Source organism: Algoriphagus sp. (assembly GCF_029254265.1).
GTDB lineage: Bacteria > Bacteroidota > Bacteroidia > Cytophagales > Cyclobacteriaceae > Algoriphagus.
On record NZ_JAQWXX010000133.1, the window covers coordinates 1 to 14,058 of the forward strand.

The window sequence follows — 14,058 nt, forward strand, 5'->3', positions numbered from 1 at the left end:
TCTACCAATTTACGCTTGAATTCTTCAGAATACTTCCGGTATGGATTGATCCTTTTTCCCGTTTTTAGCATTTTTCAAGTAGCTTTAAAACGGTCAACCTATATCAGGGAATGACAAAATTCGAAATCATACTTCTGACACCTAACATCCGGCATCGGTCACCCGACATCCTTCAGGTAAATCACTAGGCATTCCAACTTTCTGCCTTAATTTTGGGTTCTCTTGATCGAATCGATATTAACACCCAATAAAATGTCAAAAACCGGAAAAACTGGCGTCCTGCTGGTTAACCTCGGCACCCCAGATAGTACTGCGACAGGCGACGTACGAAAGTACCTTCGCGAATTCCTGATGGATGGCCGTGTCATCGACTTTCCATTTATTCCAAGATGGATGCTCGTCAATCTGATTATTGCACCCTTTCGGGCTCCCAAATCAGCCGGCGAATACCGTAAACTTTGGACAGATCGTGGCTCTCCTTTACTTTTTCACACCCAAGACCTGAAAGATAAATTGGTCGAAAAGCTTGATCCCGAGGAGTACTTAGTAAGTATGGCCATGCGCTATCAATCTCCAAGTATCGAATCAGGATTGGAAGAACTGATGAAAGCCAAAGTGAAGAAGATTATTGTACTTCCGCTTTTCCCTCAGTATGCCTCCGCTACCAATGGATCAGTAATCGACAGAGTAATGGAGATTGCGAGAGGTTGGCAGATCATTCCTGAGATTACCTTTATCAGTAATTATGTAGAGCATCCACTATTCCTTCAGGCTTGGACCGAACTTGGTCAGGAGATGATGGCGAAGCAGGATTACGATATGTTTCTATTCTCTTATCATGGGCTTCCTGAGCGCCAGATTCGAAAAGGCTCAGTGGAAGGATATTGTCAGCTTGGAGGCTGCTGCAATAAATACGGTCCTAAAAATCAATTTTGCTACCGAGCCCAGTGCTTTCATACCACTAGGCTAGTGGCGGCGAAGCTTGGATTACCTGAGGAAAAGGTCATGACTTGCTTCCAAAGTCGTTTGGGGAAAGATCCTTGGATCAAGCCTTACACGGAGGATATTATTAAAGAATTGGCTGAAAAAGGTATTAAGAAAGTACTGGTCTTCTCACCTGCTTTTGTTGCAGATTGTCTAGAGACTACCGTGGAAGTTGGCGAAGAATACAAAGAACAATTCGAGGAGTTGGGTGGCGAGCATTGGGACTTGGTACCAAGCTTAAACTCATCTGACACTTGGGTTGAATGTGTGAAGGACTTGGTGGAAAGTAGAAAGTAAGCAGTTTCCGATGGGCAGTTAGCAGTTTTCAGTAATCAGCTTAGAGATGAACTAGTTTTAATTAAATTCTAGGCTCTTGGCTCTTGATTCTGCTAAATCCCTTAATCTCCAATCTCTTTTCTCTTAATCTTCAACTTTGAACAGCCCGACCACCAATAAAGGATTTCTAATTGCAGGGATTCTTCTTGTTTCGATTAACCTTCGAACGTCCATTTCTTCGGTGGGTCCCTTGATTCCTTTTATAAGAGAGGACTTGGGCCTTTCAAATGGATTGGCAGGATTTCTCACCACGCTTCCTTTATTGACTTTTGCCACTTTTTCTCTTTTTGCGCCAGCGATCGGAAAGAAGCTCGGAATGGGAAGAGCAGTTTTCTTGGGGATGATTATTCTGGCGATTGGCGTGATTCTGCGGGTTTTGGGAGGAATTGAATTGCTTTTACTTGGGACAGCATTGACGGGTATCGGGATCGTGATCGCCAATGTTCTCTTGATTCCATTGATCAAATTCAGGTTGCCGGAGAAGTTGGGCTTGATGACCGCACTATTGGCGACGATGATGTCCTTGTTTGCAGCCATCGCAGCAGGAGTATCAGTTCCTTTGGCAGTGGATCTTGATTTTGGTTGGAGAGGATCTTTGGCGTTTTGGTCAGTCTTTATTCTGATCGCGCTGATCATCTGGATTCCACAGATTCAGCGTCCAAAGGCAAATCTGAACGATGATCAAAAAATTGCAAAAAATGTCTGGAAATCAAAGTTAGCCTGGCATGTAACCTTGTTTATGGGCTGCCAATCGGTCATGTACTTTACGTTGACGGCCTGGCTTCCAGATATGCTGATTTCAAGAGGGTGGAGCCCCGTGGAGGCAGGAGTAGTCTCATCGGTGATGCAGTTATTCGGTTTATTGGGATCTTATTTTGCGCCGGCTATTTTGATTAGACAGCAACAGCAGTCCACCTTCACCTTGATTGTAGGAATCATGTATGTTGTTGGATTTTTAGGCCTGTTTATTCATCAGGAATGGGTCACTTATGTCTGTTTGGTCTTGATTGGGGTCGGCATGGGGGCCAGCCTTAGCATTGGATATACTTTGATTTCCTTGCGGACAGCAGAAGATTCTACCACTGCCAAACTCTCAGCTATGGTCCAATCTTCAGGCTATTATTTAGCCGCTTTGGGCCCAATGTTGTTCGGGATTTCCCTCGATTTGTTTAATAACTGGAATTTTCTGATTTTTTTTATGCTCTTTTTCACGGTGCAGTTTATCTATTTTGGGATGTCGGCAGGAAGGGATTTGAAGATCTAGGAAAAGTTTCATTCGACTTTGCGGGAATCGGTCGTAATTTTGTCCTTCATTAGCTTCTATCCATTATGCAAGACTTTCTTCAAACTCTGGGGATTTCCGAACAATTATTCAATTATCTGATCATGCCCCTTTTGATTTTTTGTGCAAGGGTAGGCGATGTCTCAATCAATACTCTTCGAATCATGTTTATGATGAATGGGAAAAAGTCCATCGTCCCATTTTTGGGATTCTTTGAATCTATGATTTGGTTATTGGCGATTGGACAGATTTTCCAGAATATCAATAACCCCATGTCTTACATTGCTTATGCAGCTGGTTTTGGTACAGGGAATTATGTGGGAATGTATTTTGAGGAAAAACTTGCATTAGGGCGAGTATTAGTTCGGGTGATCACTCCAAATCCCTTACCTGAGCTGATGGAATATATGAAGGAAAAGGATTTCCGATTTACTAATGTGGGTGCAGAAGGACGCTATGGAAAAGTACAGCTTACTTTTACTGTCATGAAACGGGAGGCGCTCACAGAATTTATTCAAAAAGTAAAAAGCCTGGATGAGAAGGCATTTTATACAATTGAAAGTGTAAAAAGAGTTTCCGAGGACGAGCTCAATGTGATGGATGATAAGCCAAGATTCAATCTTAGCTTTTTCAGTAAAGCACGTACCTAATGGGAAACAGCTGGTTTCAATTTCAAAAATTCCGAATCAACCAGGATCGAACGGCGATGAAGATCAGCACGGATGCAGTTCTCCTTGGGGCTTTAGCGAAAAAAGATGACCCAGCGCAGATTTTAGATATCGGGACAGGCACTGGAGTGATTGCACTAATGCTTGCACAGCGCTATCCGAATGCCAAAATTCTTGGAATCGAACTAGACCAAGATGCAGCCGAGCAGGCCAAAAGGAATGCGGAAGCAAGTGTTTTTTCGGAAAGAGTTAGGATTTTGCAAATGCCAATTCAAGGTTTTGAAACTCCTTTGAAATTCGATCTGATTGTTAGCAACCCTCCGTATTTTCCGGATCACTTGAAATCAACCGATCAGAAACGAAATCAGGCCTTGCACACAGATCAACTTTCCTTTGAGGAGTTGTTGGGAAAAGTAGAAGAACTTCTGGATCAGCGAGGCTCCTTTTGGGTGATTCTACCGCCAAGGCAGATGCAGGATTTTTTACAATTGGCAGAAAAGAAGAGCCTTTTTCCCTACGAGGTTAATCAAGTCAGAGATAGTCCCGGCAAAAAAGTACAGCGAGAAATAGTGGGATTTTCATTCGAGAATACCCTTTCAACTCAAAAGGAAATTTTAATAAAAAGTGAATCTGGCGAAGCACATGAAAGTTATAGTAGCGTAGTTACTGGGTTTTTGCTGAATTTTTAATAAAAACAGTACTTATTGAAGCATTAAACTTGATTTTTTCAAGAAGTAAAAAATAAGTTGTAGGAAGGGGAGTGGATTTAATTATTTTTGAAATTCCAATTATTATTCCACATGAGAAAATACCTCAGGTTAAGCATTTTATTGCTGCTTGTCATAGGTTGGGGCTGTACCGAGGATGAGACCGAAACGACAGTTTTGGTGACTGAAGAAGTACTTTACACCAGCGGTGAGCAAGTTCGTATTTTAGGCCGATTGATCACCAATCAATCAGTAACTGCCACAGATCACGGGTTTTACCTTAGTCAAGATCCTAATTTCAGTTCACCAGTAATCATCTCCCTAGGAAAGAAAGACGGAGCGGGTCGATTTATCGGTGAGACCACTGTATTGCAGGCTCAGAAAGTCTATTATGCAAAAGCCTTTATGGATATTGGAAATGGAATTGAGTTTGGAAATACCATCGAGCTTCAGACTTTGGCGGCGGGAATCGAAAGTTATTCGCCCTCTTTTGGTACTCCAAACCAGGAAATATTTATTCTAGGGAAAAATTTTACCTCAGATACTAAGGTGTTTTTTGGAGAGGTTGAAGGCCAAGTACTTGAGAATTTATTTGAATCAAGACTTCGGGTCAGAATCCCCCAACCCAGCGGAAGTTCAAGTGTTGCAATCCGTGTGGAATCTCAAGATCAAGTTCTGACTTTTCCGATCAACTTTGAATACCAGACAGGTAGCTATCTTGCCTTAGCTTCCTTACCTGATCAGGTGAGATTGGTGGATAATATTCATTTCCAATCAGGAAATCAATTTTATTTAGGCTTGGGTTCGGATAGACTTATTCGCTTTTATGAGAAAATCTTCCGATATGAGCCAGCAACAAATCAGTGGTCAGAAGTAAACTTCCCAGGTTCTTCCCGATCATATGGTTTTGCTACAGCGAATTACATAGGAGGAGGAATAGCAGAGTTGGGTCGAGAACCTTTTATCATGAATAATTCCTTTTGGCGAATTACCTCCGAAGGCTACGTGAGATTGAAAGATCTCCCTTTTCCAAGCCGGGAATCCATAGCTTTTGAAATTTCCAACGAGCTGTATGTTTTGGGAGGAAAAGAAGGGAATACTTTTGCGCTTCATAAGTACAATCCTACCAACGATACTTGGACTACTTTAGCAGATAGCCCACAGGAGTTTGGGGATATCAATCCTTATTTTGTTTACCAAAACAAATTTTATGTCTTAGGGTCTGACAAGATCTTATACCGCTTTGATCCTGTTTCTGGCAGTTGGGATTCAATCAGCACCTTTCCCGGATCTTTTGGTTTAGGTTATGGCTTCGCTCAAGTGATTGGAAACAGAGCTTACATCGGAGGTTTTAAGCGAGACAATTCGATTTGGGAATTCAACTTAGAAACGCCAAACTGGGTATCCAAGAATCCTATCCCGGGTTCCTTCCAAAATATCACAGCTGCAAGTTTTGTACAGGGTGGGTTCATCTACTTTACACGTCAGCAGGACATCAATTTAGTTGGGGATTTCCCGCTTGAGCTTTACAGATTTGATCCAAATGGCATTTAATCATCCACCTATGAAAAGAAGTTTACTCATTTTATTTCTTCTGATTTCGCATCTTACCCTGGCTCAAACTACAGTGAAGCGTGAGGTTGTCGGTAGAGATATAGGTCAGTTAAAAGGAATTAAAATTTCCGGTCGAATCATCGATGAAATCACCGGAGATGCCTTGGTAGGAGCTACGGTTACTGTGCCCGAATTGGATGTTAATAGGATTACTGATACTAACGGAGCCTTTGAACTGACATTAGACCGTGCAGAGTATAATCTGATTTTTAGATATGTGGGTTACGAGACGATCAACTATCCAATCACTGCAGTTGGAGATGGAAGGATCTCCATTCGGATGATTCAAGAGGATTTCCAACTGGATGATGTGGTGATTTTTGGTAGAGATCCAGAGAAAAATATCCGTTCCACTGATATGGGGGCAATTACGCTTAGCATGAACTCGATTAAGGAGCTGCCTCCATTTTTGGGTGAGGTAGACATCATCCGCTCTATGGCTACTTTGCCGGGAGTCAGTCAGGTGGGAGAGGCCTCCGCCGGACTCAATGTGCGTGGTGGAGGTGCTGACCAAAACTTGATTCAATTTGCCGGAGCTCCGATTTATAATCCTTCGCATTTATTTGGTTTGTTTACCTCTTTCAATGCGGATTTGGTCAATGATGTAACCCTATACAAATCTGTTATTCCATCCAGATACGGAGGAAGAGGATCTTCAATTTTGGATATTGCTCCAAAAGCAGGAAGTGTTGCTAAATGGGGTGGTGATCTGATGCTTAGTAATTATTCAGGAAAAGTTGGATTCAACGGACCACTTGTAAAAGACAAGGTATCCATCCGTGGAGGATTTAGAGGATCGTATATCAATTGGTTTTTAGGAGCTTTGTCCAATCCGGATCTAAGAAATAGCCAGGCTAATTTCTATGATGGAAACTTAGTCATTTCTGCTCCTATCAATGAGAAAAATGAATTCACTTACAGCTATTACACCAGCTACGATGACTTTGCATTCGCATCAGACACAACTATCTCTTGGAAAAATAATAGCCATTCCCTGAATTGGAAAAGCCAAGTGAATGATAAGTTGAGTTTCGATATACTTGGTTATTATACCCAGTACGACTATAGTATTTTCAATCGGTCTGGCATCAATGATTTTGATTTGAATTCGGGAATTAAAGACTTTGGGTTCAAAGCCTATGCTAGCTATTTGATCAAAGAAGGCAATCGAATTACTGTCGGAGCCGATACAAAGCAATTGACTCTGCAGCCGGGTGAATTAATCCCCACTGGCCCTGAGCAGGATATTTTACCAAAGAAAGTTCAGGATGAATATGGACGAGAATCAGGTTTTCACTTTCAGCATGAATTCGAACTGGGAGAAAAATTCGGAATGTCCTATGGTATTCGCTATGATACCTATCAATATCTTGGAGCAAGAACGGTCCGTCAGTATGCAGAGAATCAGCCCATATCCGATGGATCCGCGATTGGGGAGACGACGTACGGCGATGGTGAAAAAATCACCAGTTTCGATGGCTTAGGCCCGAGAGGATCGATGAGGTATTCCTTCTCAAAAAACAGCTCGGTAAAAGTCGGATACAATAAGATGTATCAGTTTATTCATTTGATTTCTAATACTGCGACGATTGCACCGACCGACATCTGGAAGCTTGCTGATGAATTTTTGGAGCCCCAGATTGTAGATCAGATTTCCTTGGGATATTACCAAAATTTCAAAGGGAATATCTTCGAAACTTCAGTGGAGGTGTATTACAAGGATATTCAAAACGTAGTTGAATATAAAGATGGTGCGAATTTGATTCTCCAGAATCATATCGAGACGGAACTTGTGCCAGCACAAGGTCAAGCCTATGGAGTAGAAGTTTATGTGAAGAAGAACTTGGGTAGATTGACTGGGTGGATTTCTTATACCTATTCTAGAAGTTTGAGAAGAGTATTGACTCCTTACGAAGAAGAGAACATCAATAATGGGGAATGGTTTGCATCCAATTTTGACAAACCACATGACCTGACTTTGATTGGTAATTACAAAGTAAGTACCAATACTTCGATCTCAGCGACTTTTGGTTACAGTACCGGTAGACCGGTTACTTATCCTGAGGCAAAGTTTGATTACTCCGGAAATTCCTTGGCCTATTTCGATCGTAGAAATGAACAGCGGCTACCGGATTTTCACCGACTGGATCTGGCTGTGAATTTCAAGCTTAAGGGTAGCGGATGGTTTTATGACGGGGATTGGACCTTTTCAATCCTGAATGTTTATGGAAGGAAAAATCCATTCTCCTTATTCTTTGTAGATGAATTTGGTGCACCTCCTCAAGCCTTGCGTTTGGCTATTCTTGGAGTGCCATTACCTAGTATTAGCTATGCGATTAAGTTTTAAAGGGATGAAAAGGTTTAGCTACATACTTTTAGTGTTGATAGGGTTTTCTTGTATTGACCCCTTCACCACAGATACTGTTGATGGTGTTCAGCTTTTGACTGTTGAGGGGATGGTGACTTCAGGGGCTGGACCACATACGATCAAGCTTTCCAGAAGTGATACTTATGGATCCGTGTTTGAGGGACTCGTTAGACCGGTCACCGGTGCTACCGTCATCGTCAGAGATGAAACAGGAGTAGTAACTTTCTTTGCTGAAAGTGCAGATGACCGAGGAAGTTATAATTCCCCAGAATCTTTTTCAGCCATAATAGGCAGATCCTATACCTTGCAGATTCAGCTGAACGATGGTAGGGTATATACCTCTTTCCCAGAGCGAGTAAAATCTGTTCCAGAAGTGAAGTCACTGGGCTATCAGGTACTTCAGATTCCGGTGGAAGGGGAGCCAATCCCTCGTTCAGGAGTACAATTGATCGCAGAAATCGATGATCCTGCAGATCAGAATAACTTCTACTTCTGGAGAAATTCGCCTTCAGTTTATGTTTTAAAAACCAGACCGGATCTATTTACTCCTAGACCTTCTGATACCAATCCAAGTAGGGACCCTCAACCAAAAGATTGCTGTGATACTTGCTTCCGAAGTGAACTGGTAGGCAATGAAAGCATATTTCTGGCTCAGGATGACGCTTTTAATGGGCTGACAACAAAGCTTCCAGTGGGTTTTGTGGAAGATGATGGATTGAGATTTATAGACACCTATCGAATCGACCTCAAGCAGATGAGTATTTCTCAAGAGGCTTATCGGTTTTTGAGACTGGTTAAGCAACAAACTGAGATCAGCGGTTCGGTATTTGACCCGCCTCCAGCGAATATCCGTGGGAATTTAATTAGCCTGGATAATCCAGAGGAAGTTGTTTTGGGTTATTTCATTGCCGCAGGAGAAAGCAACAAGCGAATCTATATTAAAGGATCTGAAATGGATTTCAGACAAAATGTAGCTATTGTTCCCGATGATTGCAGACTGATCGAAGGAGCTAATATCAATCCCCCAATTGACTGGAATCCCTGATTAATCATAAAATATTGAAAAGATACCTCAACTTATTTTTCTTCTTCCTAGTGGCTTGTATTGATCCTTATGAGACTGAGATCGAACAAGGACAGCAATTCCTGACCATAGACGGTACAATCACCAGTGAAGTAGGAGTACATCGTGTGAGACTTACCAGAGGAGATACCTACGGGAGTGTTTTTCAGGGATTGATTCGTCCCGTTACTGGCGCAACTGTGATAGTCAGAGATGATCTGGGAGAGGTTACTTTTTTGGAAGAAAATGAGGAGGACAGAGGTTATTACGAGACTCCAGCTACTTTTGCAGCAGTGGTTGGAAGATCATATTCCTTGCAGATTCAATTGGTCGATGGAAAAGTATATACCTCATTTCCTGAAAAAGTAGAAGCAGCACCTCCCATCAAAAGTTTGGGCTATCAATCTCAGCGAATCCCTGTTGAAGGGGAGGCAAATGATGCATCTGGCGTGCAATTGATTGTGGAAATCGATGATCCTGCAGACCAGAATAACTTCTATTATTTCAGAAACTCAGAAGCTACCTATGTACTGGAAACTAGACCAGACCTCTATACCACTCCTCCTCCAGATCGAAGTCCCGCACCAAAAGCTTGTTGTTTCACTTGTTTTCAGACAGAGACTGTAGGAAATCAATCCTACTTTATCAGTTCGGATGATAACTTTAACGGTTTATCTACCAGGTTGATTGCTGGGTTTATTCCTGATAATGGAAGACGATTTGTGAATACTTATCGAATCGATTTACGTCAATTAAATGTCAGCCAGGAAGCTTATCGGTTTTTGCGATTAGTCAAACAACAATCTGAAATTAGCGGATCTGTTTTTGATCCTCCTCCGGCAAATATTAGGGGAAATATGATCAGCTTAGATGACCCCGAAGAGATTGTTTTGGGCTTTTTTATAGCTGCTGGGGAAAGTAAGGAACGAGTGTATATCAAAAATAGTGAGCTTGATTTTGTCCAAAACATTGCCATCATCCCTGATGATTGCAGGGCAGTTCCAGGCGCCACCTTGCTTCCTCCATTTGATTGGAGGCCGAATGAGTAGCATAAATAACCAATAGATTAGAGCCAAGATTCTAGATTTTAATTCGAACTAGTTAGACCCTATGCAGCTTTCTGAAAACTGGTAACTGGTAACTGAAAACTGCCTCCTGCCTATTGATACTTTTCCTCAAATCGAATTCCTTCTAAGGCTAACTTGCCTAAAATAGGATTGTAGATTTCAGGTAGAACCGGCACATGAAGTCCCGTTAAATTTATTTTTTGATCCAAAAACAGGTCCACCGCGATAGCGAGTGGTAATCCAACGGTTTTTGCCATGGCAGTATAAGTAGCATCTTCACCATAGCAAACCAGACTTGAGGATATCTTTTGAATGCTATCATCAGTCTTGATCTCAAAGAGGTGTTGCATGACGATCATATCTTTGTCTTCCGGCGAAAGTGCCCAATCTTTCTCCAAGATTGCTTGAAGTATTTGAGCAGGCGATCCAGTGGTGATTGGCAGTTGCTTTTCTTCGAAGAATCCTAACCACTGTAACTTTTCAAAAATCGGGAAATCCATTTCCGTAATGATATCTCCAAGTTTTTCCTCGACTGAAAGTTCTGGATCATAGGGCAAAAATGAATTCATAAACTGGCGTAGCGTAGTTCCTTCAGGCAATTCCATTTGGAAAGAATCATCAGTCATTCCGAGTTGGACAAATACATCCCAAGCATTGCAGAATCCTTTGCTACGAAGGGTGCCTCGAAGCATTGTAGGTATTTTTTCTAAGCCATACACTGAACGGTAGCTTAATGAATCCCTGTTTGGGTACCCATCGAATTCACCCAAGCCATCAAATTTGACCGTTTCCAGTCGCTTGAAAAGTTGATGATAGGGTACAAATTTCAAGTCGCCTTTTTCAATGTAGCGGGAGGTGCCTTGTCCTGCGAGCACAACATTTCGAGGATTCCAGGTGAATTTGTATTTCCAAGGATTATCCTCGCTTTCAGGTGCCAAAAGCCCTCCACAATAGGACTTAAAAGAAATAATCTCTTCTCCTTTTTTCTTGGCCTGATCAATGATCTGCATAGCAGACATATGATCAATCCCTGGGTCTAGGCCACATTCGTTAAGAAAAAACAGTCCTCTTGACTCGATTTCGGTTTTCAGCTTTCGCATTTCCTCTGATTCGTAGGATGCCGAAAAGAAATGCTTATTCAATTCAACACAGTCTTTTGCAACGATAGGATGCATGAAAGCCGGTAGCATGGAAATGACTACATCTGAATTTTGGATCAGTTCTTTTCTAAGCTTCTCATCTTCGATGTTTAATTCTTTTGCTTCGGTGTTTGGTCGGTTTCTTAGCTTTTTGGATGCAAGGCTAGGATCCAAATCTGCTAAAATCAGCTTGCGGTCTTTTTTAGAGCAAGAGTCTGCAAGATAGTCGATCAAAAAAGTGGCAGATTTTCCTCCGCCTAGAATTAATATAGTGTGCATGGGTTAGCGATTTCTCTCCCTAAATTGACCAATATATTTTGAGCGAAAAAATTCTGCTTAATCAAATCAAAGAACAAATTGGTATTTTGGACGTTTTCAGGGTTTTAACAAAATCAATAAATGACTCAAAAAATTATACTTCAGGGAGAAATCGAGTTGGTAGATCCTTCCAATGTGAGTAAAGTAGAATTATCTCTTTTAAAAGCTGCTCAAAAAGTAAGTGAAAATTCCTACTCCCCTTATTCCAATTTTCAGGTTGGGGCAGCAGTTCTTTTGGAAAATGGGGAGATTCTACAATCCAGCAATCAAGAAAATGTAAGCTACCCTGTGGGAGTTTGTGCGGAGCGACTAGTCTTGGGATATGCAGGGGCGAATTTTCCGGACCAGTTTCCACAAATTATAGCCATTGTGGCAAGGCGAAAAGGAGACCAAAATTGGGCAACAGTTAGCCCCTGTGGCATGTGTCTTCAGGGAATCAATGAGGTGGAGCAGCGATTTGGAAAACCAATGACAATACTTATTTTGAGACCTGATCAATCGGTTTACCGTGTCGAAGGAGTTAAAAATTTGCTTCCTTTGAAGATAGACGATCTTACAAGTTAATTTGAAAAAGCAAATTCGTTTTGAATATGAGGCACAATATGCTGTCTCTCACGAACCCAATTTCCAGGAAAAAGAGATTTGGGTTGTCCTCCATGGATATGGGCAATTAGCAGAGTTTTTCATCAGAAAGTTTCAAGCCTTTGATTCTCCAGACCGCTTATTTATAGCTCCCGAAGGGACTAATTACCAATATCTAAATGGTTTTTCGGGTAGAGTTGGAGCTAATTGGATGACGCGGCATGAAAGGGAAAGAGCAATTGCAAATAATCATCGTTTTCTTGATTCCCTTCTTCAAGACCTGCTTTCTAAATTTAAGACATTACCAAAAATAAACGTCTTGGGATTCTCTCAAGGAGCAGCTACAGCCACGCGATGGGCAAGTAACTGGGAGGGAAATATTGACCGTCTAGTCTTGTGGGCTGGAGGCTTTGCCACTGACCTGATTTTAGAGGATGCAAGAGTAAAATTTCTGAACACTGAAATCAATTTAGCTCTAGGTGAAAAAGATGAATTGATTAGCCCGGAAAGCATTGAAATACAAGAAGAACTGATTCGGGATTTAGGAAAAGTAGTCCACAGGCATTTTTTTTCGGGAGGACATGAGCTCGATCAAGAATTGCTTAAGAAAATTATTGATTAGAATCACTATTTACTCCTATATTGGCTCATCAATTGCATTTTAAAAAACACTACGCTAGTAATTAATTTGATTATTTTTCCGAAAACCTTTTAAAACAACAATGCTTTCGCTTACAGAAAAAGAGGTAGAGTCCATCTCTAACCAGTTAATCAAAGGAATGATTTGTTTTTATCAGATCGATAAAAAGAAAATCTACCACATGCCAGATGATGAGGATTATTTCAATTATGACCTCACTCCGGAGGAAGAGGATATCTTAGATGAGATTGATGAAAATCCTGACAATTTTGCTGAATTTACCAAAATGGAACCTGGTCAAGAACATCAGATGATGCAGGACTTTGTAGATCGAAAAGTAAAAGAACGAGCACTTGCAGAGGATTTGGTCAATGCATTAAGCAAGCCAAAGGCAGTTACCGGGTTCAAATTCTTGATTGAAGAATCCAAGTATAAAAATGATTGGATCGAGTACCGTAAAGGGAAATATCAAGATTGGGTAAAGGAGCAAGTCGATAGCTTCAACTATTCCGAAGAATAAAAATTACCGCCTTAATAGGGCGGTTTTTTTGTTTTGAACCTAGAACTAATCAGAATCTACAAAACCTTAATGGATTGGTTTTTAAGGTTATGTTGAATTGGAATTAAGGTATGTAAGAATTAATATTCTTAAATTTAAAAACGACCATCAAACATAAACCTTATGGAACAACCACTAAAATCTATTCGAAAGGTAATTAATCACTGGTATTTGGTGACGATTATCGGAGTAATATTCATCCTTTTGGGAATTTGGGTATTCCAAACTCCACTCGCATCCTATTTAGTTTTGGCAACAATTTTCAGCGTTTCTTTTCTGATTGCGGGTATTGCAGAAATAGCCTTTGCTTTGGGTAATCGAAAGCAATTGGATCACTGGGGTTGGTTTTTCGGCTCTGGTATTTTAAGTACTTTAATCGGTATGTTGTTGATTTCTAACCCGGGGCTTTCTATGGTGACGCTTCCCTTGTATATTGGTTTTGGAGTAATGTTTCGATCAATTTCTGCTATCAGTTTCGCCTTCAACTTGAAAGAAATAGGCTCCGAATACCATTCAATTCTCTATATGGGTTTGGCTGGAATGGTGCTTTCATTTCTGTTGATTTGGAATCCAACCGTAGTAGGAATGACACTTGTAACAATGACAGCATTAATATTTATACTTTTGGGAATGATAGCCATCATGCTTTCCCTTAAAATGAAAAAATTTCATGATTTTCCGGGTAAGCTTAAGGATCGAATAGCAGCTGAACAATAGATTTGAGCTGGTCC

Annotated in this window: 13 protein-coding genes; 12 read left to right on the forward strand and 1 reads right to left on the reverse strand. The window is 41.1% G+C overall.

The window, feature by feature from the left end; translation table 11 throughout:
* Nucleotides 1–252 precede the first annotated feature (252 nt).
* The 8 genes from hemH to P8O16_RS20145 all read left to right on the forward strand — a co-directional run bounded on the left by hemH (nt 253) and on the right by P8O16_RS20145 (nt 10,071).
* Nucleotides 253–1,281: a ferrochelatase gene (gene hemH / locus P8O16_RS20110; protein ID WP_300318058.1), complete on the forward strand. Its 1,029-nt coding sequence runs from the start codon at nt 253–255 to the stop codon at nt 1,279–1,281.
* A 136-nt stretch (nt 1,282–1,417) separates the two neighbouring features.
* Nucleotides 1,418–2,584 carry an MFS transporter gene (locus P8O16_RS20115; protein ID WP_300318060.1) on the forward strand — a complete coding sequence of 389 codons (1,167 nt, stop codon included), beginning with the start codon at nt 1,418–1,420 and terminating at the stop codon, nt 2,582–2,584.
* Between the two features lie 65 nt (nt 2,585–2,649).
* Complete coding sequence (locus P8O16_RS20120) at nt 2,650–3,252, forward strand: DUF2179 domain-containing protein (RefSeq protein WP_300318062.1); 603 nt, start codon at nt 2,650–2,652, stop codon at nt 3,250–3,252.
* Nucleotides 3,252–3,959 (forward strand): methyltransferase, encoded by a 708-nt coding sequence (locus tag P8O16_RS20125; protein WP_300318065.1) that lies wholly within the window; start codon nt 3,252–3,254, stop codon nt 3,957–3,959. Before P8O16_RS20120 ends, P8O16_RS20125 begins: the two co-directional genes overlap by 1 nt.
* Nucleotides 3,960–4,070: 111 nt before the next feature.
* Nucleotides 4,071–5,531 (forward strand): IPT/TIG domain-containing protein, encoded by a 1,461-nt coding sequence (locus tag P8O16_RS20130; RefSeq protein WP_300318068.1) that lies wholly within the window; start codon nt 4,071–4,073, stop codon nt 5,529–5,531.
* A gap of 10 nt (nt 5,532–5,541) precedes the next feature.
* On the forward strand, nt 5,542–7,938 hold the full coding sequence (locus P8O16_RS20135) for a TonB-dependent receptor (protein ID WP_300318070.1): 2,397 nt from the start codon (nt 5,542–5,544) through the stop codon (nt 7,936–7,938).
* 4 nt (nt 7,939–7,942) lie between these two features.
* Nucleotides 7,943–9,004 (forward strand): DUF4249 domain-containing protein, encoded by a 1,062-nt coding sequence (locus P8O16_RS20140; protein ID WP_300318072.1) that lies wholly within the window; start codon nt 7,943–7,945, stop codon nt 9,002–9,004.
* A gap of 14 nt (nt 9,005–9,018) precedes the next feature.
* Nucleotides 9,019–10,071, forward strand: a complete 1,053-nt coding sequence (locus P8O16_RS20145; protein ID WP_300318075.1) for a DUF4249 domain-containing protein — start codon at nt 9,019–9,021, stop codon at nt 10,069–10,071.
* A gap of 110 nt (nt 10,072–10,181) precedes the next feature.
* On the opposite strand, the gene P8O16_RS20150 is transcribed toward P8O16_RS20145, so the two are convergent.
* The gene (locus P8O16_RS20150; protein WP_300318078.1) at nt 10,182–11,507 is read right to left on the reverse strand and encodes a saccharopine dehydrogenase C-terminal domain-containing protein; all 1,326 of its coding nucleotides are present in this window, start codon (nt 11,505–11,507) and stop codon (nt 10,182–10,184) included.
* 120 nt (nt 11,508–11,627) lie between these two features.
* Between P8O16_RS20150 and P8O16_RS20155 the strand changes: the two genes are divergently transcribed.
* The 4 genes from P8O16_RS20155 (at nt 11,628) to P8O16_RS20170 (ending at nt 14,044) form a co-directional block, all read left to right on the forward strand.
* Nucleotides 11,628–12,110: a cytidine deaminase gene (locus P8O16_RS20155; RefSeq protein ID WP_300318081.1), complete on the forward strand. Its 483-nt coding sequence runs from the start codon at nt 11,628–11,630 to the stop codon at nt 12,108–12,110.
* A 1-nt stretch (nt 12,111) separates the two neighbouring features.
* On the forward strand, nt 12,112–12,750 hold the full coding sequence (locus P8O16_RS20160) for an alpha/beta hydrolase (RefSeq protein WP_300318084.1): 639 nt from the start codon (nt 12,112–12,114) through the stop codon (nt 12,748–12,750).
* 100 nt (nt 12,751–12,850) lie between these two features.
* A complete protein-coding gene (locus P8O16_RS20165) occupies nt 12,851–13,288 on the forward strand; it encodes a UPF0158 family protein (RefSeq protein WP_075349119.1) in 438 nt (145 codons plus the stop codon).
* 162 nt (nt 13,289–13,450) lie between these two features.
* A complete protein-coding gene (locus P8O16_RS20170) occupies nt 13,451–14,044 on the forward strand; it encodes an HdeD family acid-resistance protein (RefSeq protein WP_300318089.1) in 594 nt (197 codons plus the stop codon).
* The last annotated feature ends 14 nt before the right edge of the window (nt 14,045–14,058 follow it).